Raw genomic sequence first — 24,307 nt, 5'->3', positions numbered from 1 at the left:
TAGCCGAGCTCGGAATAGACCTTCTCGGTCGCCTTCTCGCGGATGTGGCAGGTGTTGAGCACCACCAGGTCCGCCGACTGCGGGTCGTCGGTGACGCCATAGCCCAGCGGCGCCAGCACGTCGGCCATGCGCTCGCTGTCGTAGACGTTCATCTGACAGCCGTAGGTCTTGATGTAGAGGCGCTTGAGAGGCGCAGTCTCGGACATGCCGGCGTTATGGGGTCGGGGCGTGGCGCGCGCAACCCGAGGCCATCACTCCTCCAGGGGCATGCCGTAGAGTTCGAGGCGGTGGTCGACGAGCTTGTAGCCGAGCTTGCGGGCGATGGCTTCCTGCAGAGCCTCGATCTGCGGGTCCATGAACTCGACGACCTTGCCGGTCTTCATGTCGATCAGGTGGTCGTGGTGCTCGTCCTGGTGCTCCTCGTAGCGGGAGCGGCCGTCACGGAAGTCGTGGCGGGTGATGATCCCCGCCTCTTCGAACAGGCGCACGGTGCGGTAGACGGTGGCGATGGAGATGTGCGGGTCGATGGCGTGGGCCCGGCGGTGCAGTTCCTCGACATCGGGGTGGTCGTGGGCGTCGGAGAGCACGCGCGCGATCACGCGGCGCTGCTCGGTCATGCGCATGCCCTTGTCGACGCACAGCTTCTCGATACGGTCCGGCACGGCGAGGCTCCTTCTCTCCGGTTCGCGGAAGATGTCTAAGGGGCTGCGGCGGCAAGGTCGAGCCGCATCACGCATGCATCGACCCGCCCGTCGGGCCCGCGGTCATAATAACCCGGCCGCACGCCGGCGGCGGTAAACCCGAGCGCCTCATAGAGGCGCCGGGCGCCGGGGTTGTCGGCTCCGACTTCCAGGAAGGCCGCCTTGGCGCCCGACTGGCCGGCGGCCTCGAGCGCCGCGGTCATCAGGGCCGCGCCGACGCCACGCCGGCGAAGATGAGGCGCGACGGCGAGGGTCAGCACCTCGGCCTCGGCGGCGGCGATGCGCATCAGCACCATGCCGACGGGGACGTCCGCATCCAGCGCCAGGAAGCCGAACACGCCGGGGCCGGCGAACAGGGCCTCGAAATCGGCGCGCTCCCACGGCCGCGGGAAGCCGCCGGCGTGGGCGAGCGCCAGCCGGTCGGCGTCGGCGAGCGTCGCCCAGGACAGTTTCAGGCCGGCCGGATCCGCCTTCGCCGCGGTCACGCCGGAACGATCCCGCCGGGCAGCTTGGCGTCGGGCGCCCGCAGATAAAGAGGGCGCAGCGGCGTGAGGGGCCGTGCTGCGGCGAGGCGGGCGACCTGGCGGGCGTCGGCGCCTTGCGGCGTCAGCACGTGGGCGGCGGGCGCGGTGGGCGCGAGCAGCGGCGCGCCCGAGCCGACCAGGGTGACGGGACGGCCCATCGCCAGTTCCGCCAGCCGTGCGGCGGCGAGCTCGACGGGCAGGACGTCGGGCGCCATCACTGGCCGGCCGTCCTCGAAAGCCTGCAGGTAGAGCTGGTCGCGGCGCGCGTCGATGGCGGCGAAGACGAGGCTTGGCTGGCCGGCCGCCAGGGCCTCGAGGGCGCCGACGCCGACGGCGGGCGCGCGGAGGGCGGCGGCCAGACCCTTGGCGAAGGCGACGCCGACGCGCAGGCCGGTGAACGAGCCCGGACCGACGGTGACGCCGATCCGATCCAGGCGGTCGAAGGGCACGCCGGCGTCAGCCATCACCCGCTGGACCATGGGGGCGAGGCGCTCCTGATGGCCGCGGGCCATGTCCTCGGCGGCATGGGCCAGCACGCTGTCGCCATCGAGGACGGCGACCGAGCAGGCGGCAAGGCAGGTGTCGAGCCCGAGGACGATCATGTCCGGCCTCTTAGAGGGTCTGCTCGACCCGCGTCACTTCCGGCACATAGTGCTTGAGCATGTTCTCGACCCCGGCCTTGAGCGTGGCGGTGGACGAGGGGCAGCCGGAGCAGGCGCCGCGCATGTTCAGCCAGACGACGCCGGTGTCCGGCTCGAATCGCGAGAACAGAATGTCGCCGCCGTCCTGGGCCACCGCGGGACGGATGCGGGTGTCGAGCAGATCCTTGATCTCGGCGACGATCTGGGCGGTGTCGCCCTCGTAGGCGCCGTCCTCGTGGCCGCCGGCGTCGATGCCTTCCGAGGCGAACAGCGGCCGGCCGGAGGTGAAGTGGTCCATGATGGCGGCGAGGATCGGCGCCTTGAGGTGCGACCAGTCGAACTCCGGCTGCTTGCCCACGGTCACGAAGTCGGGGCCGAAGAACACCCGCGCGACGCCTTCGATCTGGAACAGGGTCTCGGCCAGAAGCGAGACCTGCGCCTCGTCGATGTCGCGGAAGTCGCGCGTCCCCTCGCCCATCACCGTCCGGCCGGGCAGGAACTTCAGGACCTCGGGGTTCGGGGTCGGTTCGGTCTGGATGAACATGGGCGAGATGTGGGCCTGAGCGGCGGGGAAGGCAAGCGGCGTGGGACGGGGCGGAGTTGCCCCACCCGGCTCGGCGAAGAGTAAGTTATGCCCTTTAAGCTTCCCATCGATTCGCGGCAGGAAGGTGACCGTGTGGGAAATCATAGAGAAACACGCCGCCTCCGAGTGGCGGGTGCTGACGGAAGCTCCGGTCGCGGCGGTTTTGCTGCTGTTGATCGCAGGGGTCGTCGTGTTCTTTTGGCAGGAACATCGCTACGCCGGCGTCCGAGACCGCATTGAGGCGAGAGATGAGAGGATCGCTCGCCTCGAAGCTGATCTCAAGCTGCGCCCTGAACCTCAGGCTCTGAAACCAGCGGTGAGCCTGATCGACGAATCCCCAGGTGAACTATTCCAACCCGACGGTTCTCCCGACACTAAGCTCTCGAAGGTATGTGAATATGTGCTCCGGGGCAGCTATTGGGCGTCTCAGCACCGACCCTCGGGCCCTGAGATGCTTCAGGAGATAAGAGACAAGCTGCACCTTAGGAGGCTGTCTGCATGGGGACGACGAGAGGTCGGCGGCTCTATTGAGCGCATACCTTGGCAGCAATGGTCGAAGCTGTCCCTCGTGCCGTCGCAAGCCGCAGCTATGTCCGACAGCGGCCAGGTCGCTTGGCACGATGTGCAGTTTGAGATGCAGCAGGTATGGGCGATTTGGGTAGCCGCCCGCGTCTAGGGTGCCCGTTTGCACAGATCGGCGGGACGACCTCTCCGCCTAGGCCAGGTCGGCGATCTCGGCGTCGGTGAGGTCGCCGGGCACCAGGGTGACGGGGAGCTTGCGGCCGCCGAGCGTGACGCCATCCTTGGCGAGGGACGCGATGAGCGGGCCGGGGCCGCGGCCGCCGACGGCGGCGGCCAGCACCAGGATCTTGATGTCCGGATCGTCGGCGACGGCCTTTTTCAGCCCGGCGCGCGCGTTGTCGGCGTTGACGATAAGGAATTCGGGCGCGAAGCCGGTCTCGTCCTGGACGAAGCCGGCGACCTCCTGCAGCACCGCCTCGGCCTCGTCGCGGGCCTGGCGCTCGATCTCCTCGCGCACGCCGCTCCAGTGCTCGAACACCGCCGGCTCGATGACCCGCAGGATCGCCACGTGGCCGCCGGTCGAGCGGGCCCGGCGACAGGCGAAGCGCAGCGCCGCCTGGAACTCCGGCGTATCGTCGGCGACGACCAGGAACTTGCGGGCGCTCATCGCCGGACGGTGCGCCGCAGCTTCGCCGCTGGCAAGCCTAGCCCCAGAACCCGACCAGCTTCTTCACCTCGGCAAGGGTCGGCGCCGCCGTCTCGCGGGCCTTCTCGGCCCCCTTGGTGAGGATGCGGTCGATCTCGCCGGGGTCGGACTTCAGCCGGCGCATCTCGGCGCTAATCGGGCCCATGATCGAGACGGCGAGGTCGGCGAGCTTCGGCTTGAACGCCCCGAAGCCCTGGCCGGCGAATTCGGCCAGCACCTCGGCCTCCGTCGAGCCGGCCAGCGCGGCGTAGATGGCGACGAGGTTCTTGGCCTCCGGCCGGCCGTCAAGGCCCTCGGCGGTTTCCGGCAGCGGCTCAGCGTCGGTCTTGGCCTTGCGGATCTTCTGGGCGATGGCGTCGGCGTCGTCGATCAGGTTGATGCGCGAGTTGTCCGACGGGTCGGACTTCGACATCTTGGCCGCCCCGTCGCGCAGGCTCATGACCCGGGCGCCGGGCCCCTGCGTCAGCGGGTCCGGCAGCGGGAAGAACCCCGGCGCGTCGTAGTCGTGGTTGAACTTGCCGGCGATGTCCCGGGTCAGTTCGAGGTGCTGCTTCTGGTCCTCGCCGACCGGCACGTGGGTGGCCTTGTAGACCAGGATGTCGGCGGCCTGGAGCACCGGGTAGGTGTAGAGCCCGACGCTGGCCCGCTCCTTGTGCTTGCCGCTCTTCTCCTTGAACTGCGTCATCCGGTCGAGCCAGCCGAGGCGGGCGACGCAGTTGAAGATCCAGGCGAGCTCGGCGTGCTCCGGCACGGCCGACTGCGGGAAGATGGTGGCGACAGCGGGGTCGAGGCCGGTCGCCAGATAGGCGGCGGCGATCTCGCGGACCTGGTCCTTCAGCTTCTTCGGATCCTGCCAGACGGTGATGGCGTGCTGATCGGCGACGAAGATGAAGGTCGGCTGCTCATGCTGCAGGCGCGCAAACTTCACGAGGGCGCCGAGATAGTTGCCGAGGTGCAGGTCGCCGGACGGCTGCACGCCGGAGAGCACGCGTTTCGGACCCGCGTAGGGGGTCGGGGCTTGGTCGGTCATGGGAGGCTTTTCGACGGAGAGGACGTGCGGGCGCAAGGCCCAGTTCGGGCAGGTCAGCGGGTCAGCGCCATCGCCGGGTCGTCGTCATGCGGGAAGGGATAGGGGCTCGGAGCCGGCCCCGCAACTTCCTTTCCCGTCGACGTGGACCAGGAGAGGAAAAGCGTCAGAGCAGGTCCGCGGGCGGCGCGGGGTCGGTCCGCCGGCGCCGGAGGAGGGCCCTGGCTTCGGAGGGGGTGACGCCGCCGAAGGCGAAGAGGAGCACCGGGTAGAGACCAAGGCCGAGCGCGCTGAGGGCCAGGACGCCGACCTCCTTGGCCGGCAGGCCGCCGGCCAGCAGCGGCGCCTCGATGGCCGCGCGGAAGTGGGCGGCGAGGCCGAGGACGGCGCCGAGCACCGCGCTGGCGGCGGCGACCCGGCCGATCTTGAACAGCGCCGTGGCCGAGGGGCGGTAGAGGCCGCGCCGCGTGAGGGCCAGCCACATCTGGGCGACGGTGATCCAGGCGGCGATCGAGGTCGCCATGGCGATGCCCCAGAAGCCGAGCAGGTGGAACAGGCCGACGCCGAGAGCGATGTTGACCGCCACGCTGATCAGCGAGAACCGCATCGGCGTCTTGGTGTCCTGACGCGCGAAGAAGGCCGGCTGCAGCACCCGCAGCAGGACGAAGGCCGGCACGCCCCAGCCGTAGTGGAACAGCAGCCGGCCGGTCGCCGCGGCGTCGGCGGCGACAAACTGATCGCGAGTGAACAGGCCGTCGATCAGCCACACCGGCATGGCCATCAGCGCCGCCGCCGCCGGCAGGCTGAGCGCCAGGCCCCAGACAAGGCCCTGGTCCATGGCGACCTGGGCGTCGGCCTGGTCGGCGGTGCGGAAGGCGGCGGCGAGGCGTGGCAGCAGGGCGACCCCGATGGCGACGCCCACCAGGCTCATCGGCAGCTGGTAGAGGCGGTCGGCGACGTTCATCCAGACCCGCAGGCCGTCGACCTGGGAGGCCAGGATGCCGGAGATGAAGATGTTGATCTGGGTGGCGCTGTTGGCGATGGCGGCCGGGACGGCGAGGCGCACCATGGCCTTCATCTCCGGGGTCAGGCGCGGGCGGACGAGCCGGATGCGCCCGCCGGCCCTGCGCGCCGCCCAGGCGCACAGCCCCGCCTGGCCGACGCCGGCGACCAGCACCCCCCAGGAGGCGGCGTAGGCGGCGGCCACCGGCTCGTCCTGCGGCAGGACGATGGCCAGCATCACGACGTTGAGGATGGTCGGATAGAAGCCGGAGACGACGAACCGGCCCTTGGCGTTCAGCACCCCGGAGAATAGCGCCGCGATGGCCATGCACGGCAGATAGGGCATGGTGATCTGGGTGAGGACGATGGCCAGCTTGAACTTGGCCGGATCGTCGGCGAACCCCGGATTGATCAGGTACATCAGCCACGGCATGGCCAGCTGGCAGACGATCGTCAGGGCGACGGTGGCGGCGGCGACGGTGGCCAGGGCGTCGGCGGCGTAGCGGTCGGCCTCTTCCTGGCCGTCGGCGGCGAGCTTGGCGGAGTAGCCGGGCACGAAGGCGGCGGCGAAGGCGCCCTCGGCGAAGATGCGGCGGAACAGGTTCGGGAAGGCCAGGGCCGTATAGTAGGCGTCGGCGGCGATGGTCTGGCTGGCGCCCAGGCGGGCGGTGATCACGAGGTCGCGCGCCAGGCCCATGATGCGGCTGACCAGGGTCAGGCCGGCGAAGATCGCCGAGGACCGGATCAGCCCGCCGCGCTTCGGCGTGGGATTGGTGGCGGGGTTGTCGGTCACGCCGCGTTGGTCGGCCGCGCCGCGGCCGCCGTCAAGGCCTTGCGCCGCCAGCCGGCTCGAGGCGGATGAGGGCGGCCTGGCCTCCCACAGCGCCGCCGACGAGGATCTCGCCCGTGGAGCCGGTCTGCAGGGCGGTCACGTAGACGTTCGAGCCGGAGTCGAGCATCCGCGGCGGCGCGGCCTTGCCGTTGCGTCCCAGCAAGACGACCATCCCCGAGACCGTGTCGTGGAAGGGCAGCACCGCGTAGGGGTTCGCCTTCGGCGGCAGGGCGCCGTTCGGCGGATAGTCGACGACGTTCTGCTTGCCGGCGGCGGCGGCGGCGCGGCCGTCGGGTAGGACGACAAGGGCGCGGACGTCGGACGCGCCGAGGCTGTCGTCGACGTAGACTTGACGGGTTTCGAGGCGGGCGTTCGCGGCCAGGACAACGGCGCGACGGTCTTCGCCGCAGGCCTTGAGGGCGCCGCCGAGCCAGGCGTCCGGACCCTTGAGCGCCGCGGCGGCGAGGCTGAGGCCGCGGATCTCGCGGGCGGCCTTGAGGGCGCCGGTCCGGCCATCGCGCAGCTCGATCCAGGTGACCGGCTCGGTGACGCAGTCGGACGCCTGCCAATCGTCCAGCACCGCCGGCCCGGGTGCGGCGGGCGTGGCGGCGGTCTCGTCGGTGTAGGTAACGAGGAGATCCGCACCGAGGGGCGTCAGGGTGGCGGCCGAGAGGCGGCCGCCGGCCGGCGCCTGGGCGGTGAACAGCAGGCGCGGCTGGAGCGCCGCATCGACGCTCAGCACGTGCAGCCGGCCGCCGCCCGCCCCGGACGCATCGCGCAGGTTGAGCTCGGCGACGGCGATGACGGCGCTGTCGGGCGAGGTCGGGACGCCGGCCAACAGGAAGGCGTCGACCTTGCTGAGGTCATGGCCAGTCCAGACCGGGCCGCGCGCGCCGTTCGGGCCGAAGGTCTCAAGGACCGGCGCATAGCGGCCGTGGGCGGAAAGCGACTGGCCGCCGGCCACCAGGGTCGGGCCGAGCTGCGCCAGAAAGCGCATGGCCCCGACGCCGGGGCTCTCCTGCCGCCAGCTCTGGCCGCCGGAGACGCTGACCGCGCCGGCGTGGCGGCCGTTCGCGTCGGCGTCGGAGATCAGGCGGGCGGCGACGCCGCCGCCGGCGGGCGTGAGGGCGATCACCTCGCCGCCGGCCTTCGTCAGCACCTCGACCGATTTCACCGCCAGCGCCGCGGGCGGCTTGGCGGCGGGCCCGGGACCGCCGTCGCCAAGCAGGACGAACGGCGCCCAGAACCTCGGGTGCAGCCAGGCCCTGCCGGGCGGCGCGGCCAGGAAGGCGCGCTGGGCCGCGGCGAGGGCGTCGGCGGGAGCGACGCCGGCGTGGCCAATATCGGCGAAGAGCGCGGCGACCACCCGCTTGCCGGTCTCGGAATCGACCGGCCACAGGGTCCCGAGCGTCGCCGGGACGCCGGCCACGGCGAAGGCCGACGACAGGGCCGGCAGGTCCTGCGCCATCTGGGTGACGTCGAAGTTGGCGGTGTTGCAGGCCGACAGGGCGACGAAGGCGGCGCGCAGGTTGAGGTCGGCGATCTCCGAGGCGGTCAGCAGGCCGTCGTTCGCGGGATCGTCGGCGTCGACAGGGGTGAGCACCAGGGCGGGCTCGTTCAGCCCCTGCAGGTCCTCGCGCATCAGGCCGTGCGTGGCGAAGGACAGGTAGCGGTAGGCGCCGACCATCTCGCCCCGCAGCGAGCGTTCGGTGGCGGCGTCCCTCAGGAGCAGGCGGGCGGCGCCGAACGCTTTGGCCGAGGCCTCGAGCTCGTCCCGGGTCTCGGGCAGGGGCGCGAGCCCGCTAACGCGCAGGCCGCGGGCGCCGCGGGTGACGGCGGCGGCCGCCTCGCCCTCCAGCACGGGGTCGCCGACGCCGAGGAAATCGAAGTCGGCAGCCGGGCGCGGGCCGGCCGAACGGGTGGCGAGGATCAGGCTGGCCGAGCCGGCGTAGGCGATGGCGTGGCGGCGCACCAGCCAGTCGGCTTGCGACAGGTCGTATCCGCCGCCGGCCAGCTTCGGCGGCGGCGCGGGCAGCAGCGCGGCGAGCGGCGCGTCGAGGCCAGCCGTGCCGGGCAGCCAGACGATCCGGTCGCCGGCCTTGAGGCAGCCGGCGAAGGGGGCGATCAGCGCCGCGTTGAGCCGTATCGCCGCCTCGACGGGGTACTGGGCGTCGAGCCGTTCGGAGGGCGCGTGGCCGGCGGTCAGGGCGGCCTGCACGAGGCGGCCGTCGATCTTGAGCCGCACCTTGTCGACGCGGGCGGCGTGAACGCGGGCGCTGTCGCGACGGACACAGAGGTAGGCGAGGCCGTCGGGGGTCGGAGCTACGGCCAGGGCGGTTTCGTCGGCGTGCAGGACCCGCTGGAAGGCGCGAAGTTCGACGAGGCCGGCGCGAGGTTCGGCGGACTGGGCGCGGTCGAGCCGGCGGGCGAAGTCACGCAACCGGAGGCGAACGGCGGGGTCGTGGGAGAGGTAGGCGCCAGGCGCCTTCTCGGCGGCGGCGCGGGCCAGAACGGCCTGGATGTGCTTGCGCTCGAGGCGGTCGCGGCGGGCTCTGAGCCGCAGGGCCTGATGCAGGCTGCGGCGGTGGGCCTCGTCGCGGGCGAGGCTGAGGTGGGTCAGGGCGTCGGCGTCGAAGGTCGGGGCGGCGCGGCCGGCGAGCTGGAAAAGGGCGAAGGCGGCCTTGGGATCGATGCCGGTCTCGGCCAGCGCCTGGCGAACGCGCAGGACGGTCGCGCCGTCGCGGGTCGTCGGGAGATCTTCCAGGCGCGGCAGCTGCGGGTCAGGGCAGTCGGGCTGGCCGGCCCCGACGCAGCCGAGTGCCTGGAGGGAAAGGGCCTCGGCTAGCCGGGCGTCGCCTGATCGTCCACGGAGCGCCGGCAGGGCGGCGTCGAGCGGCGCCAGCGAGCCGGCGAAATCCCCGGTGGCCTGGAGCAGGCGGGCTTCGGCGAGGCGGAAGTCGAGGGCGCGCGGGCTCGCCGGCGGGAGGGCGGCAACGACCGCCGGGCCGGCGGCGCGGTAGAGACCCCAGGCGCGCTCCACTTGGCCAACCGCGATGAGGCCGCCGATCGCCTCGGCCGTCGCCTGGGCGACAAACGCCGGCCGGGCTTCGGGATTGCGCAGGCTGGCGATCAGCGACAGGGCCTTGTCGAGCGTGGCGGCGGCTTCCGCAGGTCGTCCGAGGGCCAACTGCACCCGCACCGCCAGCAACTGCCGGCGCAGGTAGAGCTCGCCGTTGGCGGCGTTCTCGTTGCGCCAGGAGTCTCCGCTGAGAATCTGCGCCGTGAGCTCAGAGCGGCCGAGGGCGAGCTTGCCGGCGTCGATGTAGTAGGCGGCTTCGCGGACCAGCTCGGCGCGCAGGACGGCGTTCGGGGCGGGGGCGGCCCTGGCCGCATCGAGATAGGGCGCGACGTGGCGCACGGTGCAGGCGTCATCCCGGGCGTCGATGCAGAGGTCGAGCCGGGCGCGGGCCGCAGCCAGTTGCGACGCCGGGTCGGCAGCCTGGGCGGCGGCCGGGCGAACATCCGCCAGAAACACGCTTGTGGCGAGCAGCAGGGCCGCTAGGGTTCTGCCCGGTACAGCTTCGCGGGGGCGAGACGACATTATGAAACGGTTCCGGACGCTTGCGGTTCTGATGGCCGCTTCGGCGACATCATACGCACCGGCGTGGGCGCAGGAAGCGCAGCTTGGCGGCCGGCTCGACACGACGGGCGCCACGCGGACCGGCGGCGCGGTCCAGCTTCCGGCGCTGCCGTCGGCGGGCGGCCTGGCGATCGGCAAGGCGCTGAGCCGGCTGCAGCCCGAGAGCCGCGCGACGACCCGCGGCGCGGCGGAAACCAAGGTCTACCAGCAGGCCTCGCCGGCCGTCGTGCTGATCGTCAGCAAAGACTCGCTCGGCTCCGGCGCTCTTATCGCCCCCGACGGCAAGATCATCACCAACCTGCACGTCGTCGGCGACGCCGATGAAGTGGGAGTCGTGTTCAAGCCGGCCATCGAGGGCGCCGCCGTCAGCAAGGCGGACGTCCGCCGCGCCAAGGTCGTGCGCCGTGACGAGGTCACGGACCTGGCGCTGATCGAGGTCGAGGAGGTCCCGGCCGGCGTAAAGCCGCTGGCGATCGGCAACTCGACCACCGTCCAGGTCGGCGCCGACGTCCACGCCATCGGTCACCCGACCGGCGAAGCCTGGACCTACACCCGCGGCATCGTCAGCCAGATCCGCCGCGCCTACGCCTGGCAGGCGGAGGACAAGGTCCAGCATGAGGCGACAGTCATCCAGACCCAGACGCCGATCAATCCCGGCAACTCGGGCGGGCCGCTGCTCGACGCCAACCTGGCCATCGTCGGCATCAACAGCTTCAAGGGCGAGGGCGAGGGGATGAACTACGCCGTCTCCGCCGAAGACGTGAAGACCTTCCTGGCCCGCGCCGACGACCGCGTCGCCCACAAGACGCAGACGGCGGCCGAGACCTGCGAACCGGCGAAGGTCAGCGAAAAGCGGTCCGACAAACCGAAGGGCGTTTCGGCGCTGATCGACACCGATTGCGACGATAAGGCTGACGCCCTGCTGATCACCCCGGACAGCAAACGCGATCCCGTCGTGTTGGCCATGGACGAGGACGGCGACGGCAAGTTCGACGTCATGTACTTCGACGACAAGCACGACGGCGACTTCGACGAGGCGCTGTACGACACCGACGGCGACGACAAACCCGACCTGAAGGGCTTCTTCCGCAACGGCGAGGACGAGCCCTATCGGTGGGAGAAGATGTAGGCCGGGCTAGCGCCCCGTCTGCGCCAGCCGGATCGCACTCCTGAGCCGGCCCGCGTCCGGATAGCGGGCGGCCATCTCGCCGGCGACGGCGTCGACCTGGGCGGCGGCGGGCAGGCCGCGGTCGCGGGCCGCGCGGAGGCGGTCGCGGATCTCGGTGAAATAGGCGCGGTAGCCTTGCATGTAGGTCGCGCCGTCGCCCAGCGGGCCGTGGGCGGGGACCACCCGGGCCGGCTTCAGCGCCTCCAGCCGGTCCTGGCTGCGCAGCCAGCCGTCGACGGAGGCGTTCGCCGCGGCGGGATTTGGCTGGTGGCGCATGGCGACGTCGCCGGAAAACAGCACGCGGTCCTCGGGGACCCAGATGGCGGTGTCGCCGGCCGTGTGGTTGGGGCCAAGGTCGATCAGACGGGCGGTGACGCCGCCGAGGTCCAGCACGTGCTCGCCGGAGAACAGGATATCGGCAGCCCGCCAGTCGGCGCCTTGCAGCATAGCGGCCATGGCCGGGTCGCGGCCTGCGAACACCCCGGCGAGGCGGCGAATGCCGGCCAGATCCGCCTCGGCGGCGTCGGAGCGGATCATCCGCGCCGTGGCCGGGAAGCCCAAGGCGCCCATGTCGTGCTCGGGATGCGGATGGGTGCCGACGACATAGATCTGGCGGCCGGGAGCGAGCCGGGCGGCCATGGCGGCGGCGCGATCGCCGTTGGTCCGGCCAAGGCCGGGATCGACGACCAGCACCGCCTTGGTCCCGACCACGAAGCCGACGTTGGGCACGACGGGGCGGAACTCGTCCGGCACGACATGGACGTGCGGCGAGACGGCGGTCAGCAACTCCGGGCGGATCACCGGGCCGGCGGGGTCGGCCGCCGGCTGCGAAACGGCGGGCGCCGCCGCGAGGGCCAGGAGGAGGGCCGCAAGCTTCATCGCGCGCATGGGAGCCTCCCGTTTCGCCAGGCGGAGTTTAAGGCGGCGGTCCGATCAGTGGAAGTCGCGGCTGCGGATCAGGCGGCCGGTGACGCGGCTGCGGATCTCAGGCGCCGGACCCTCGTCGCTCTTCAAGGCGGCCAGGCGGTGGGAGAGATCGGTGAAGCGCCGGGCGACGAGGTGGACGACCTCGCCCTCCTTCTGGAGCTGGCCCTCGATGGCCAGGAACGAGGCGCTCATCACCAGCCGGCGGTTGGCCTCGAAGGCGTCCTTCCAGACGACGATGTTGGCGATCCCGGTCTCGTCCTCGAGAGTCAGGAAGACGACACCCTTGGCTGTGCCGGGCCGCTGGCGGACGAGGACCAGGCCGCCGACCGCGACCCGCCGCCGGTCGCGCATGCCGGCCAGGGCCTCGCAGGGGACGAGGCCCATCTGCGCCAGTTCGGGCCGGAAGAAGACCATGGGGTGGCGGCGCAGGGAAAGGCTGGTGGTGCGGTAGTCCTCGGCCACCTGGTGCGGCAGGGCCATGAACGGCAGCTGGACCTGCGCCTCCCTGACCCCGCTGCGGGCCAGCAGGGGCGCGGCGTCGCCCGTCCCTATCTTGCCGGTCCCCATCTCGTCGGCGAGCCCTTTGACCGCCCACAGGGCCTCGCGCCGGCCGAGGCCGAGGGGCGCGAAGGCGTCGGCCTCGGCCAACAGTTCCAGCGTGCGCCGCCGGACGCCGGCCCGCAGGGCGAAGTCCTCGATCGTCCGGGCGCCGCCCGCGCGGGCGACGACGAGCTTCTCGATGTCCGTTTCCTTCAGGCCCTTCACCTGGCGGAAGCCGAGCCGGACGGCGCGCAGGCCGGTGGAGGGCGCCTCTTCCTCGAGGGTGCAATCCCATTCGGAGCGCAGGACGTCAGGGGGGCGGACCTCGACCCCGTGCTCGCGGGCGTCGCGAACCAGCTGGGCCGGCTGGTAGAAGCCCATCGGCTGGCTGTTCAGCAGGCTGACGCAGAACACGTCCGGATGGCGGTGCTTCACCCAGGCCGAGGCGTAGACCAGGATCGCGAAACTGATCGCGTGGCTTTCCGGGAAGCCGTAGGAGCCGAAGCCCTCGATCTGCTGGAAGCAGCGCTGGGCGAAGGCCGGGTCGTAGCCGCGGCCCACCATGCCGTCGACGAACTTCACCCCATAGACCCCGACGCTGCCGTAGTGGCGGAAGGTGGCCATGGAGCGGCGCAGGCCGTCGGCCTCGTCGGGGGTGAACCTGGCCGCCTCGATGGCGATGCGCATGGCCTGTTCCTGGAACAGGGGCACGCCGAGGGTCTTGCCGAGAATGTCCTTCAATTCGTTCGGATCCGCGGGCGGCGCCGGGCCCGGGAGGTCGATGGGCTCGATGCCCTGGCGGCGGCGCAGGTAGGGGTGGACCATGTCGCCCTGGATCGGCCCCGGGCGGACGATCGCCACCTGGATGGCGAGATCGTAGAACTCGCGTGGCCGCAGGCGGGGCAGCATCGACATCTGCGCCCGGCTCTCGACCTGGAAGACGCCGACGGAATCGGCCTTGCAGAGCATGTCGTAGACGCCGGGGTCCTCGGACGGGATGTCGGCGATGTCGTTGACGCCAAGCATGTTCATGCTGCGCTTGAGCGCGGTCAGCATGCCGAGCGCCAGGATGTCGACCTTCATCAGGCCGAGTGCGTCGATGTCGTCCTTGTCCCACTCGATGAAGGTGCGGTCCGCCATGGCGGCGTTGCCGATCGGCACGATCTCGTCGAGCCGCCGCTTGGTCAGGACATAGCCGCCGACGTGCTGCGACAGGTGGCGCGGAAAGCCCAGCAGCTGTTCGGCCAGGGCGGTGGCCCGGCGGATCTCCGGCGCGTCGGGATCGAGGCCGGTCTGGCGGATGTGGCCGTCCGGCAGGCCGTCGCCCCAGGACCCCCAGACCGTGCCGGCCAGGGCGGCGGTGATGTCCTCGGTGAGGCCCAGCGCCTTGCCGACCTGGCGGATCGCCATGCGCGGGCGGTAGTGGATGACGGTGGCGACGATGGCGGCGCGGTCGCGGCCGTAGCGGCGGTAGACGTACTGCATCACCTCCTCGCGCCGGTCGTGCTCGAAGTCGACGTCGATGTCCGGCGGCTCGCCGCGGTTTTCGGAGATGAAGCGGGAGAACAGCAGGTCCTGGCCCGGCTTGGTCGGATCGACCGCGGTGACGCCGAGGCAGTAGCAGACACAGGAATTGGCCGCCGAGCCGCGCCCCTGGCAGAGGATGTCCTGGCCGCGCGCCCAGCGGACGATGTCGTGCACGGTGAGGAAGTAGTTGGGGTAGCCGAGCCGATCGATGATCGCGAGCTCTTCGGCGACCAGGCGGGTGACCTTGTCCGGCGCGCCGTCCGGATAGCGCCAGGCGACGCCTTCCCAGGCGAGGTCCGTGAGGTGCTGCATGGCGCTCTTGCCCGGCGGCACCGGCTCGTCCGGGTACTGATAGGAGAGCTGCGAGAGGTCGAAGTCGATGACCCCGGCGATCTCCACCGTCCGTTCGACGGCGCCGGGGAAGCGGGCGAACAGGCGGGCCATCTCGGCCGGTGACTTCAGGTGGCGTTCGGCGTTGGCTTCGAGCCTGAGCCCCGCCTCCTGGATTGTGCAGTTCTCGCGGATGCAGGTCAGGACGTCCTGCAGGGGCCGCCGCTCGGGCCCGTGGTAGAGGACGTCGCCCACCGCCACGATCGGCGCGCCGGCCGCCTCGCCGAGGGCGTGGAGGCGGGACAGCCGCTGGAGGTCGCGCGCGCCATAGCGCCGGGCGGCCGCCAGCCACAGGTCCGGAAGCTCGCCGGCCAGGGCGCGCAGGCGGCGGGCGAAGTCCTCGTCCAGCCGGTCCGGCGGCACCGTGAGCACGAGCTGGCCCTCGGCCTCGGCCAGGAAGTCCGGGAGGTGGAGGATGCACTCGCCCTTTTCGGCCGCCAGCTGGCCGCGGGTGAGCAGGCGGGTCAGGCGGGCGTAGGCCTCGCGGTCCCGGGGATAGACCAGCAGGCTCGGCGTCCCGTCGGCGAAGTCGAGCCGGCAGCCGGTCAGGGCCCGGATCGTCGAGCCGCCCTCGCGCAGTTTCTGCTGCGCCGACCAGGCCCGCACCACCCCGGCAAGGCTGTTGCGGTCGCAGACCCCGACGGCGGCCAGGCCCAGGGCGTCGGCCCCGGCGACGATCTCGCCCGGGTGCGAGGCGCCGCGCAGGAAGGAGAAGTTGGTGGCGGCCTGAAGCTCGGCGTAGGCGGTCATCCGAACAGCCCGTGCATCCACCAGCGCGCCGGCTGGGCGGGGTCGTAGAGGCCCGCGCGGAACAGCCAGAACCGGGCGCCGGCCTGGTCCTCGACCCGGTAATAGTCCCGCACGTGGCCGACGCGGGTCTCGGCGAGGTCGCGCTTCCACCATTCCTCGGCGATGCGTTCCGGCCCCTCGGCGCGCTGGACCCGATGAATGCGGCCGCGCCAGCGGAACTGGCTGGGCGGATCGTCGGGGGTCAGGGCCATGACGTTCTCCAGCGGCTCGGGGCGCGGGAACAGCCGCACCGGCCGGGGGATCGCCGGGTTCCAGCCTGAGGTCGCGCCGGACGCCAGGGGCGCGGCGCGCTCGACGGCCAGTTCCGGAACATGGCTTTCGACGGGCCGGGCGCGCCACACACGATCCTCGCCGAGGCGGTTGACCAGCCGGTCGACGAGGGCCGCCACCCCCTCCTCCGCCGCCGGCTGGCCGCGGTCGGCGAGGTCGCCCTGATCACCAAGAAGAATCTGGCGGCCGGAAAGGGACTCGACCTCATGGGCCTCGGCGGTGATCACCTCGACGCCGAAGCCGGGGTCGACCGCCTCGAGCTTGGGGGCGACGAGCCGGGCGATGCGCGCCGGGTCGCGGCCGGGGCGAGACAGGCCGACGGCGACCGGCAGGGCCGCGCCGTCGAGGCGGTGATAGGCGATCTCGAAGCGCCGGGCGCCCTGGCCCCCGGCCTCCAGCCGGGCGCACAGGCGGGCCAGCACGTCGTGGGCGACGCGGGCCATGTCCTCGGGCGCGCTGATCGGCTCGAAGAAGGCCAGGCGGGCGAACCACGGGGTCGGCGGGCGGCGGAAGCGCAGGGCCTCGCGGCTGCGGCCCAGGGCCTGGTCGAGGCGATCCAGCGTCGCCTGGCCGAACCGGCGGGCCAGCGGGCCGCGCGGCAGGGCGATCAGCTGCTCGACACGGCGCAAGCCCAACCGCTCGATCTGGGCGGCGGCCTCGGCGTCGAGGCGCAGGGCGGCCGGCGGCAGGGGGGCGAGGAACCGGACCTGGTCCCCTGGCGCGACGATCGTCCGGTCGGCGCCGAACCGGGCCAGCGCCCAGGCCGCGGCCGGGGTGTCGGCGATGGCGCCGCGGAACGGCAGGTCGTTGGCCGCCAGGCGGTCCAGGAAATCGGCCAGCATCCCGGCCTCGTCGCCCCACAGATGGGCGACGCCGGCGATGTCGAGGAACAGGCCGTCCGGCGGGTCGGCGGCGACGGCGGGGGAAAAGCGCACGCACCAGTCGACGAGGGCGGTCAGGGCGGCGGCGTCGGCCTCGGGCTCGGCCTCGGCCAGCGCCAGGTCGGGGACGAGGGCGCGGGCGTCGGTCGCCTTCTGCCCGGCATGCAGGCCAAGCTGCTGGCCGCGCGGACACACCGCCGCCAGCCGGCGGGCGCGCCGGACCGTCTCGACCAAGGCAAACGGGGTTTCAGGCGGCGCGACGGTCGGATTGCGCCGGCGCCACGCCGAGATCGCCCAGTTCGGCGACCAGGCGCAGAGGATGCGCGACATTCCCTGCCTCCTCGTTCAAAGCCCCTTCCCCGTAGGCCCCTTCTCCGTAGGCTTGGCCGGCCTCGACCAGCCAGCTTCCGGACCGCCCGCCGCGGCAGCGCTCCAGCGAAAGCTGGAAGCGCGGCGCGCCGAGGCCGAACTCGCGCGGCGGGGTTTCGGACGGGGCCGAGACGGCGCGCCAGCGGGTCGCCGCCGCCGAGCCGGCCGGCTCGCGGGCCGTGCGGCGGCCGTAGGGGGCGCGGCGGATCACGAAGCCGGTCGAGCCGCGCTTCTCGCAGGCCAGCTGCAGCCGCCGGCCGGCCGTCAGGCTGACCGTCTCGACCTCTCCCAGGACGGCGCCGACGCCGGCGGCGGACAGGGCCTCTTCCATGACGCCGAGGGCCTCGGTCTCGTCGTCGACGCAGACCTGGATCAGGCGACCCTGCGGAAAGCCGAGGCCGGCGAGGCCCGGAACCCACAGGTCGTCGCGCCGCATCACCCACACCACCGTCCCGCGGCCCGCCAGCGGCGCGGCCATCAGGGCGCAGACCGCGGTCGGGGCGGCCGCGGTCTCGGCCTCCATCCCCGCCCCGGTCACTTCGTGCCAGCAGCCCAGCGGCAGGCCGCCGCCCGGCAACCGGCGGTCGATATCCGGCATGCCAAATGGCAGGGATTCAGAGTCCGCCCGTCCGCCGGATTCCAAGGCGGCGACCTTCGCCTTGAGCGCGGCGAGCGCGCCTGAGCGAGATCCGGGCATCGGTTTATGGACTCCTTTTGTTCCAGTTTCGTTCTGAAACACCCATAACGGGTAGTCAAGTTCCCGAACGGCCGCACGAACCGATTCGCGCCGCTGACGTTTCCGGAGTCGTTTCAAGGGGATCGGAGATCCGGCATGGCGACGCGCCCGACCTGGCAGGGCCACCTGCGCCTCAGCCTCGTGAGCTGTCCGGTGGCGCTCTACACCGCCACCTCGCGGTCCGGCGAAGTGCACTTCAACATGCTGCACAAGGACACCCACAACCGCATCCGGATGATCCCGACCGATCCGGAGAGCGGGCCGGTCGACCGCTCCGAGATCGTCAAGGGCTATGAGATCGAGAAGGGCCGCTACGTCGTCGTCTCCGACGAGGAGATCAAGGCGGTGCGGCTGTCGACCACCCGCACCCTGGACATCGAGCGGTTCGTCGACGAGGCCGACATCGACCGGCTGTACTGGAACGACCCCTACTTCCTGGCCCCGGACGGCGAGATGGCGGTCGAAGCCTTCGCCGTCATCCGCGAGGCGATGAAGAAGGCCGGCAAGGTCGCCCTCGGCCGCCTGGTCATGCACCAGCGCGAGCGGCTGATGGCGCTGGAGGCCGGGCCCAAGGGCATCCTCGCCTACACCATCCGCAACAAGCGCGAGGTGAAGAAGCCGGAGGAGGTGTTCTCGGACATTCCGGCGACCAAGCCGCCGGCTGCGATGGTCGAGATCGCCGCCAAGATCATCGACCAGCTGGAAGGCCCTTTCGATCCCAGCCAGTTCAACGACCGTTACGAAGACGCGCTGCGGGCCCTGATCAAGGAAAAGGAGAAGGGCGCCAGCGTGACCGCCCCGAAGGAGCCGCAGGAGGCCGAGGTCGTCGACCTGATGGAGGCCCTGCGCCGCAGCCTCGGCCAGACCTCCGGCGGCGGCGAGCGGCGCAAGCCGGCCGCCAAGAGTTCGGCCGGGCGCAAGGCCCCGGAGAAGAAAGCCCCGGCCAAGAAAGCCCCGGCCGCCAAGAAACCGGCCGCCAAGAAGCGCGCCTGAGCCATCCGACAACCACGGGAGACGTGACGATGCGAACGATCTTGCTGACCACCGCGGCGGCGGCCGCCCTGAGCCTGCTGGCCGCCTGCGACCGCTCGCCCCAGAACGCCGACGGCGCGACGGCGCAGGGCGATCCGGGGGTGGCCGCAGCGCCCGGCACAGTCGGCGGCGCCGACACCGGCCGCGACACCGGCGCGTCCGGCGACATGGGCGGATCGGGCGAGGTCGGCCCGGCGGTCGGGACCGGCGACCTCGGCCCCGGCTCGACCGGCGCCAACGCCAACGATGCCCCGGCGACCGCCAACAGCACGGCCGGCGGCGCGACCCCGCAGTAGCGGGCTAGGCGCGTTCCGCCCGGCGGTCGTGGATGCGGCCGAGGCCGTAGCCGATGGCCGCCCACACCGCCGCCAGGACCGCGCCGACGATCATCACCAGGGCCGCGCCCATGCCGAGGCCCCCGACCGCCTTGCTGACCCAGGCGCTGATCGCGTCGCCGCCGCGGTAGACGAAGGTGTCGACGACGTTCTTGGCCTTGTACTTGGTCTCGGCGTCGACGGTGGTGAACAGCATGTCGCGGCCGGGCTTGACCAGGGCGTACTCGCCGACCCGGCGCAGGACCATCACCCCGACCAGCACCGGGAAGGTCGCCGCCGCCGCCAGCAGGCCGAGACCCGCGACCATCAGCACCGGCACGGCGGTCAGCAGGACGGTGACGCCCAGCTTCTTCGTCAGGCGGCCGGTGACGAAGATCTGGATGAAGATCGTCAGGCTCTGCACCGCGACGTCGATGGCGGCGAAGGCCTGGGTCTGTCGCGCCCGGTCGGCGAAGGTCAGGTCCACGAGGCGCGCCTGCTCGAGGTAGAGGAAGGTGTTCACCGAGGCGAGCAGCACCACGAAGGCCGACAGCCCGAGCAGATACGGCGAGCGCACGATCAGCGTCAGACCGGCGAAGATGTTACCGCCGATCGGCCGGTCGGGCGCATCACTCTGGGTCGCCGGCGCCCCGTGGCGCTCGCGCCAGGCCAATAGGGCGCGGACGGGCGCGAGGCTGGCCAGCATCAGGACCGCGGAGATGATCAGCAGCCCGGGCTCGCCGACCGCGCCGACGGAGAGGCCGCTGATCAGCGGGCCGGCGAGGCCGCCGAGGCTGGCGCCCGCCGCCACCTGGCCGAACAGACGCTTCGCCTGTTCGGGGCGGAAGATGTCGGCCATCAGGCTCCAGCCGAGCGAGAAGACGAACAGGTTCAGCACCGAGATCCAGATGTAGAAGGCCCGGCCGAGCCAGACGTCGGCCGGACTGGCGATCATGCCGGCGGCGAAGCCGACCAGCGTCAGGGCGACGAAGCTGTAGGCGGCGGGCAACAGGCGGCGGCGCTGAACCCGCGAGCTGAGCCAGCCGTAGAAGGGCACGATCACCAGAGTGGCGAGGAAGGTGCCGGTGAACATCCACGGCAGGTTTTCGACCCCGCCGGCGACACCCATGGTCTCGCGCACCGGCCGCAGCATGAAGTAGCTGGCGAACAGCAGGAAGAAGAGCAGGAAGCCGGCGACGACGGCGGAGATCTCGTCCGGCTCGGCGGCGATCAGGCGCGAGAAGCCGCCGGGTCGGCGCGCCTCAGATGCTGTCAATGTATTGCTCCATCCGGCGACGGAGCGCCGCGTCGGGCAGGCGGCCGCGGGCGGCGCCGAGGTTGTCGTCGACGTAGCGCGCCTGGGCCATGCCGGGGACCGCGCAGATCACTGCCGGATGGGAGACGACGTACTTCAGGAACACCTGCGCCCAGGTCGTGCAGTCGATCTCGGCCGCCCAGTCGGGCAGCGGCTTGCCCTGGGTAGCCTGGAACAGGCGGCTGCGGCCGAACGGCAGGTTGACCATCACCCCCATGCGGCGCTCCAGCGCCAGGGGCAGGATGCGGTCGGCCGAGCCGCGGTTGTCGAGGGCGTAGTCGATCTGGATCACGTCCAGGGTCTCGCGGCGCATCATCGCCTCGAAGTCGGCGTACTGCTGGTCGAAGGAGGTGGTCGCGCCGACGTAGCGTATGCGCCCGGCGGCCTTGAGGTCGCGCAGGGTCGCCAGCTGGTTGGCGGTGTCCCGCAGGTTATGGACCGAGAACAGGTCGATACGGTCGGTGCGCAGCTTGCGGAAGGAATCTTCGATCTGCGCCTGGCCGGCCGCCTTGTCGTCGGCCCCGACCTTGGTGGCCAGGAACAGGGCGGAACGGACACCGAGGTCGGCGATCAGCCCGCCGACGATCGCCTCGGCGTCGCCGTAGGACGGGGCGGTGTCGATCACCTTGCCGCCGAGCTGGTGGAAGCGCTGGAGGGTGTCGCGCAGGGGCTTGCGCTCGGCCTCGGACGGGGCGGCCTCGTAGCGGCGGGCGGTGCCGACGCCGACCACCGGCAGGCGCTCGCCGCTGGACGGGATCGGCTTGGTGATCAGGCCGACGGCCTGCCCCATGGCGAGGGTGGGCGTGAGCGCCGCCGCGGCGGCTGTGGCGACAAGCTGGCGACGTGTGGCGTCCATGACCTCTGTCTCCCTTCCCCCGCAGCCAAGCTAGACGTCGGGAGGCGGATGACGATGTCAGAGATGCAACGGGCCGTCAGCCCCGCTTGAGGAATACGCGCACCGCCAGGACGGCGAGGCAGATGGCCACCAGGAAGCCGGCGATGACCCGGACCGCATCGACCATGAACCCGACGACGGCCGCGGCGATCATCACCGCCAGCATGATTGCGATCCACTTGCCCATCAGCGCCCCAGTTTCCTGATTGCCGGCCCCAGCGGCCGTTCCTGATCGAAATAGTCGGCCCAGGCCTTGGTCTTCGCGAGCAGCTTCGGGGCCGTGCGGATCGTATAGGCCTTGGGGTCGAGCCCCGGCTTCACCTGATTCCAGGTGAGCGGGAAGGAGACCGGCGCCCGCGGCCGGGCCCGCGGCGACAGCGGCGCGACGGCGGTGCTCATGCGGTCGTTGCGCAGGTAGTCGAGGAAGATCCGCCCGACGCGCTTGGCCTTGGCCATGTTGACCACGTACTTGGCGGGCTCCTGCGCCGCGATGGCGAGGCAGACGTCCTGGGCGAACTTCTTGGCGGTCGGCCAGTCGATCTTGCCCTTTCCGTCCTCGAGCGGGGTGACGACGTGCAGGCCCTTGCCCCCGGTGGTCTTGCAGAAGGCGACGAGGCCGAGTTCCTCGAGCTTGTCCTTCACCCGAAGGGCGCCCTCGATCACGCGCTCGAAGGGGATGTCCTCGTCCGGATCGAGGTCGAAGACCAGGCGGCCGGGCGTTTCCGGCGAGAACGGCTGGTTGTTCCACGGGTGGTATTCGACCGCGCCGATCTGGGCCATGGCGGCGAGGGCCTCGGGACGGTCAAGCTGGAGGTAGGGTTTGTGGTCGCCGAACACCTGGGTCTCGGTGATCAGGTTCGACGAGCCCTTGCCGGCGTGGCGCTGGAAGAACCGCTGGTCGCCCTCGATGCCGTCCGGGGTGCGAATAATGGAGCAGGGCCGGCCCTTGATGTGCGGCATCATCCAGGGGGCGACGGTTTCCAGGTATCTGGCGAGGTCGAGCTTGGTGACCGGCTGGCCGTCGCCGTCGTCGGGCCACAGGGCCTTGTTGGGGTTGGACAGCAGGACGCCCATCACCACTGGGTCGGCGGCCTTGGTCTTCGCCGGCGCCTTGGGCGCGGCCTTGGCCTTGGGTTCGGCGACCTCGGTGGAGAGCGGGGCCGGGGTCTCGGCCTCGACCTCGCGGGCCGGCTTGTCCTCGCGCAGGCCCTTGAAGGCGCCCTGCCGGACCATGCCCGAGCCGGTGAAGCCGGCGAACTCGATCTCGGCGACGAGCTCGGGCCGCGCCCAGGTGACGTTCGCCTCCTTGCGCGGGGCGCCGGGGCCGGTGAACGGGCTCTGCTCGGCGGTCACCGCCTTGAGGCGCGGCAGCACGCGGGCGACCGTCTCGCGTCCGAAGCCCGTGCCGACCCGGCCGACGTAGACCAGCTTGCCCTCGCGCATCACCCCGACCAGCAGCGAGCGGAGCTGGCCCGCCTCGCCCGTCCAGCCGCCGATCACCACCTCGTGGCCGGCCCGGCACTTGGACTTGACCCAGTCCTCGCCGCGGCCCGGGCGATAGGGCGAATCCAGCCGCTTGGAGACGATGCCCTCCAGCGACATCCGGCAAGCCGACTGCAGCACCGCATCGCCGGCGGTCTCGAAGTGGTCGACGTAGCGCAGGCGGCGCTGGGCGGCGACGCCCGCGCGGTCGAGGGCCGCCTTCAGCCGCTCCTTCCGTATACGGAGCGACTCGCCGCGCAGGTCCTCGCCATCGATGAACAGGGCGTCGAAGGCGAAGAAGATCAGGTTCCCCGTCTTGCCGTCGGACAGCGCCGCCTGGAGCGCCGGAAAATCGGGCGATCCGTTGTGGTCGAGGGCGCAGGCCTCGCCGTCGTACAGGCCGTCCGGCAGGGCCCCGGCGTCGGCGGCGATCTCCTTGAACTTGGTCGTCCAGTCGAGGCCGGAGCGGGTCTTGATCTGCGCCTTGCCGCCCTCGACGCGGACCTGAAGGCGGTAGCCATCGAACTTGATCTCGTGCGCCCAGCCGGCGCCGGCCGGCGGCTTGTCCACCGCCTTGGCGAGCACCGGGGCGACGAAGTCCGGCAGGGCGGCTTTCGTTCTGGCCTTGGCTTTCGGCGGCGGCGAGGCGGGCTCGTCGTGGGCCTCGGCGCGGTTCGACTGCCAGACGCGGTCGGCGCGAGCGCGGGCCTTGCCGCCGGTGATGAACGGGGTCGGCCCCTTGCCGGTCCCGGCGGCGATGTCCTCCATGCTGCGGCCCGAGGCGATGGAGGTCAGTTCCCCGGCGACCAGCCGGTCGCCGTCGCCGGGCGCCTCATAGGCGTCGTGGTGCTTGATCAGCAGCCAGTTGTCGCGCTTCTCGCCCGGGCGCCGTTTCATCCGCACCAGGACGTAGCTGCCTTTGACCCGTTCGCCGTCCATGACGAACTTGAGGTCGCCCTTCTTCAGCATGGCGTGGGGATCGCCCTCCGGCGACCAGTAGCCGCGGTCCCACAGCATCACGGTCCCGCCGCCGTACTGGCCCTTGGGGATGGTCCCTTCGAAGTCGCCGTAGTCCAGGGGATGGTCCTCGACCTCGACGGCGAGGCGGCGGTCGGCCGGGTCAAGGGACGGGCCCTTGGTCACCGCCCAGGACTTGAACACCCCGTCGAGCTCGAGGCGGAAATCGTAGTGCAGCCGGCTGGCGGCGTGTTTCTGGATGACGAACCGCAGCGCCTTGGCGGGTCTGACCGGCGTCTCGCCGCTCGGTTCGGCGGTCTTGGTGAAGTCCCGCATGGCCTGGTAGCGGGCCAGCTTGCCGCCGGTCTTGGCTGGCGGAGTCTTGCCTGTCGGCGAACTCTTGGCGGCGGCCATCGTCGCTCCCTAGCTGGCCAGGGCGGTGCGCCTCGGCTCCAGGCCCTCGAGGGCCGTCACGAAGGCGTCGCGCCAGGCGGTGACGTCCTCGCGCTGGACACT

Annotated in this window: 20 protein-coding genes and 1 pseudogene; 4 read left to right on the top strand and 17 right to left on the bottom strand. The window is 71.6% G+C overall.

Annotation, left to right across the window (positions count from 1 at the left end):
• The 5 genes and pseudogenes from ACILRF_RS06165 to ACILRF_RS06145 all read right to left on the bottom strand — a co-directional run.
• A pseudogene (locus ACILRF_RS06165) lies at positions 1–206 on the bottom strand (tRNA (N6-isopentenyl adenosine(37)-C2)-methylthiotransferase MiaB); the annotation flags it as partial.
• A 45-nt stretch (positions 207–251) separates the two neighbouring features.
• On the bottom strand, positions 252–623 hold the full coding sequence (locus ACILRF_RS06160; protein ID WP_395671399.1) for a Fur family transcriptional regulator: 372 nt from the start codon (positions 621–623) through the stop codon (positions 252–254).
• A gap of 74 nt (positions 624–697) precedes the next feature.
• A complete protein-coding gene (locus ACILRF_RS06155; RefSeq protein WP_395671397.1) occupies positions 698–1,186 on the bottom strand; it encodes a GNAT family N-acetyltransferase in 489 nt (162 codons plus the stop codon).
• Positions 1,183–1,824, bottom strand: a complete 642-nt coding sequence (gene tsaB, locus ACILRF_RS06150; RefSeq protein ID WP_395671398.1) for a tRNA (adenosine(37)-N6)-threonylcarbamoyltransferase complex dimerization subunit type 1 TsaB — start codon at positions 1,822–1,824, stop codon at positions 1,183–1,185. Before tsaB ends, ACILRF_RS06155 begins: the two co-directional genes overlap by 4 nt.
• Before the next feature lie 13 nt (positions 1,825–1,837).
• A complete protein-coding gene (locus ACILRF_RS06145) occupies positions 1,838–2,410 on the bottom strand; it encodes a NifU family protein (RefSeq protein ID WP_395671396.1) in 573 nt (190 codons plus the stop codon).
• 124 nt (positions 2,411–2,534) lie between these two features.
• Here ACILRF_RS06145 and ACILRF_RS06140 point away from each other — a divergent pair, with 124 nt between their 5' ends.
• Positions 2,535–3,125 (top strand): hypothetical protein, encoded by a 591-nt coding sequence (locus ACILRF_RS06140; RefSeq protein ID WP_395671395.1) that lies wholly within the window; start codon positions 2,535–2,537, stop codon positions 3,123–3,125.
• A gap of 39 nt (positions 3,126–3,164) precedes the next feature.
• On the opposite strand, the gene ACILRF_RS06135 is transcribed toward ACILRF_RS06140, so the two are convergent.
• The 4 genes from ACILRF_RS06135 to ACILRF_RS06120 all read right to left on the bottom strand — a co-directional run bounded on the left by ACILRF_RS06135 (position 3,165) and on the right by ACILRF_RS06120 (position 10,139).
• Positions 3,165–3,638, bottom strand: a complete 474-nt coding sequence (locus tag ACILRF_RS06135) for a universal stress protein (RefSeq protein ID WP_395671394.1) — start codon at positions 3,636–3,638, stop codon at positions 3,165–3,167.
• Positions 3,639–3,675: 37 nt separating this feature from the next.
• Positions 3,676–4,707: a tryptophan--tRNA ligase gene (gene trpS / locus ACILRF_RS06130; RefSeq protein WP_395671393.1), complete on the bottom strand. Its 1,032-nt coding sequence runs from the start codon at positions 4,705–4,707 to the stop codon at positions 3,676–3,678.
• Positions 4,708–4,870: 163 nt separating this feature from the next.
• Positions 4,871–6,499, bottom strand: a complete 1,629-nt coding sequence (gene murJ, locus ACILRF_RS06125; RefSeq protein ID WP_395671392.1) for a murein biosynthesis integral membrane protein MurJ — start codon at positions 6,497–6,499, stop codon at positions 4,871–4,873.
• 31 nt (positions 6,500–6,530) lie between these two features.
• Positions 6,531–10,139 (bottom strand): CHAT domain-containing protein, encoded by a 3,609-nt coding sequence (locus tag ACILRF_RS06120; RefSeq protein WP_395671391.1) that lies wholly within the window; start codon positions 10,137–10,139, stop codon positions 6,531–6,533.
• A gap of 31 nt (positions 10,140–10,170) precedes the next feature.
• Here ACILRF_RS06120 and ACILRF_RS06115 point away from each other — a divergent pair, with 31 nt between their 5' ends.
• Positions 10,171–11,307: a S1C family serine protease gene (locus ACILRF_RS06115; protein ID WP_395671390.1), complete on the top strand. Its 1,137-nt coding sequence runs from the start codon at positions 10,171–10,173 to the stop codon at positions 11,305–11,307.
• 6 nt (positions 11,308–11,313) lie between these two features.
• Here ACILRF_RS06115 and ACILRF_RS06110 read toward each other — a convergent pair whose 3' ends face one another.
• Genes ACILRF_RS06110 through ACILRF_RS06095 form a run of 4 tightly spaced genes read right to left on the bottom strand, consistent with a single transcriptional unit; the run spans position 11,314 to position 17,757 of the window.
• Positions 11,314–12,234 (bottom strand): MBL fold metallo-hydrolase, encoded by a 921-nt coding sequence (locus tag ACILRF_RS06110; protein ID WP_395671389.1) that lies wholly within the window; start codon positions 12,232–12,234, stop codon positions 11,314–11,316.
• A 45-nt stretch (positions 12,235–12,279) separates the two neighbouring features.
• Complete coding sequence (locus ACILRF_RS06105; protein ID WP_395671388.1) at positions 12,280–15,480, bottom strand: error-prone DNA polymerase; 3,201 nt, start codon at positions 15,478–15,480, stop codon at positions 12,280–12,282.
• Entirely contained in the window at positions 15,477–17,021 is a 1,545-nt protein-coding gene (locus tag ACILRF_RS06100; protein ID WP_395671387.1) for a DUF6504 family protein, read from the bottom strand. Before ACILRF_RS06100 ends, ACILRF_RS06105 begins: the two co-directional genes overlap by 4 nt.
• Positions 16,939–17,757, bottom strand: coding sequence for an ImuA family protein (locus ACILRF_RS06095; RefSeq protein WP_395671386.1), 819 nt, complete (start codon positions 17,755–17,757; stop codon positions 16,939–16,941). Before ACILRF_RS06095 ends, ACILRF_RS06100 begins: the two co-directional genes overlap by 83 nt.
• Before the next feature lie 135 nt (positions 17,758–17,892).
• On the opposite strand from ACILRF_RS06095, the gene ACILRF_RS06090 reads away from it, so the two are divergent.
• Both ACILRF_RS06090 and ACILRF_RS06085 read left to right on the top strand, forming a co-directional pair.
• Positions 17,893–18,789 carry a Ku protein gene (locus ACILRF_RS06090; RefSeq protein WP_395671385.1) on the top strand — a complete coding sequence of 299 codons (897 nt, stop codon included), beginning with the start codon at positions 17,893–17,895 and terminating at the stop codon, positions 18,787–18,789.
• A gap of 29 nt (positions 18,790–18,818) precedes the next feature.
• Positions 18,819–19,124 (top strand): hypothetical protein, encoded by a 306-nt coding sequence (locus ACILRF_RS06085; protein ID WP_395671384.1) that lies wholly within the window; start codon positions 18,819–18,821, stop codon positions 19,122–19,124.
• A gap of 4 nt (positions 19,125–19,128) precedes the next feature.
• On the opposite strand, the gene ACILRF_RS06080 is transcribed toward ACILRF_RS06085, so the two are convergent.
• From ACILRF_RS06080 to ligD, 4 genes are all read right to left on the bottom strand, one after another.
• On the bottom strand, positions 19,129–20,418 hold the full coding sequence (locus ACILRF_RS06080; protein ID WP_395671383.1) for an NTP/NDP exchange transporter: 1,290 nt from the start codon (positions 20,416–20,418) through the stop codon (positions 19,129–19,131).
• Positions 20,405–21,313 carry an aldo/keto reductase gene (locus ACILRF_RS06075; RefSeq protein WP_395671382.1) on the bottom strand — a complete coding sequence of 303 codons (909 nt, stop codon included), beginning with the start codon at positions 21,311–21,313 and terminating at the stop codon, positions 20,405–20,407. The genes ACILRF_RS06080 and ACILRF_RS06075 overlap by 14 nt, the downstream gene beginning before the upstream one ends.
• Positions 21,314–21,389: 76 nt before the next feature.
• Positions 21,390–21,539 (bottom strand): hypothetical protein, encoded by a 150-nt coding sequence (locus ACILRF_RS06070; RefSeq protein ID WP_395671381.1) that lies wholly within the window; start codon positions 21,537–21,539, stop codon positions 21,390–21,392.
• Positions 21,539–24,205 (bottom strand): DNA ligase D, encoded by a 2,667-nt coding sequence (gene ligD, locus ACILRF_RS06065; protein WP_395671380.1) that lies wholly within the window; start codon positions 24,203–24,205, stop codon positions 21,539–21,541. The genes ACILRF_RS06070 and ligD overlap by 1 nt, the downstream gene beginning before the upstream one ends.
• Positions 24,206–24,307: the final 102 nt, after the last annotated feature.

Origin of the sequence: Phenylobacterium sp., from assembly GCF_044236515.1 — a bacterium.
Lineage (GTDB): Bacteria > Pseudomonadota > Alphaproteobacteria > Caulobacterales > Caulobacteraceae > Phenylobacterium.
The sequence above is the reverse complement of the archived record's forward strand: the minus strand, read 5'-3'. Positions and strand labels throughout refer to the sequence as shown.

Coding starts and splice junctions, on each gene's coding strand:
- ACILRF_RS06105 (WP_395671388.1), bottom strand. CDS start 15,480: ATGACCGCCTACGCCGAGCTTCAGGCCGCCACCAACTTCTCCTTCCTG.
- trpS (WP_395671393.1), bottom strand. CDS start 4,707: ATGACCGACCAAGCCCCGACCCCCTACGCGGGTCCGAAACGCGTGCTC.
- ACILRF_RS06135 (WP_395671394.1), bottom strand. CDS start 3,638: ATGAGCGCCCGCAAGTTCCTGGTCGTCGCCGACGATACGCCGGAGTTC.
- ACILRF_RS06160 (WP_395671399.1), bottom strand. CDS start 623: ATGCGCATGACCGAGCAGCGCCGCGTGATCGCGCGCGTGCTCTCCGAC.
- ACILRF_RS06095 (WP_395671386.1), bottom strand. CDS start 17,757: ATGCCCGGATCTCGCTCAGGCGCGCTCGCCGCGCTCAAGGCGAAGGTC.
- ligD (WP_395671380.1), bottom strand. CDS start 24,205: ATGGCCGCCGCCAAGAGTTCGCCGACAGGCAAGACTCCGCCAGCCAAG.
- ACILRF_RS06090 (WP_395671385.1), top strand. CDS start 17,893: ATGGCGACGCGCCCGACCTGGCAGGGCCACCTGCGCCTCAGCCTCGTG.
- ACILRF_RS06110 (WP_395671389.1), bottom strand. CDS start 12,234: ATGCGCGCGATGAAGCTTGCGGCCCTCCTCCTGGCCCTCGCGGCGGCG.
- ACILRF_RS06100 (WP_395671387.1), bottom strand. CDS start 17,021: ATGTCGCGCATCCTCTGCGCCTGGTCGCCGAACTGGGCGATCTCGGCG.
- ACILRF_RS06070 (WP_395671381.1), bottom strand. CDS start 21,539: ATGGGCAAGTGGATCGCAATCATGCTGGCGGTGATGATCGCCGCGGCC.
- ACILRF_RS06120 (WP_395671391.1), bottom strand. CDS start 10,139: ATGTCGTCTCGCCCCCGCGAAGCTGTACCGGGCAGAACCCTAGCGGCC.
- ACILRF_RS06145 (WP_395671396.1), bottom strand. CDS start 2,410: ATGTTCATCCAGACCGAACCGACCCCGAACCCCGAGGTCCTGAAGTTC.
- ACILRF_RS06075 (WP_395671382.1), bottom strand. CDS start 21,313: ATGGACGCCACACGTCGCCAGCTTGTCGCCACAGCCGCCGCGGCGGCG.
- ACILRF_RS06115 (WP_395671390.1), top strand. CDS start 10,171: ATGGCCGCTTCGGCGACATCATACGCACCGGCGTGGGCGCAGGAAGCG.
- ACILRF_RS06085 (WP_395671384.1), top strand. CDS start 18,819: ATGCGAACGATCTTGCTGACCACCGCGGCGGCGGCCGCCCTGAGCCTG.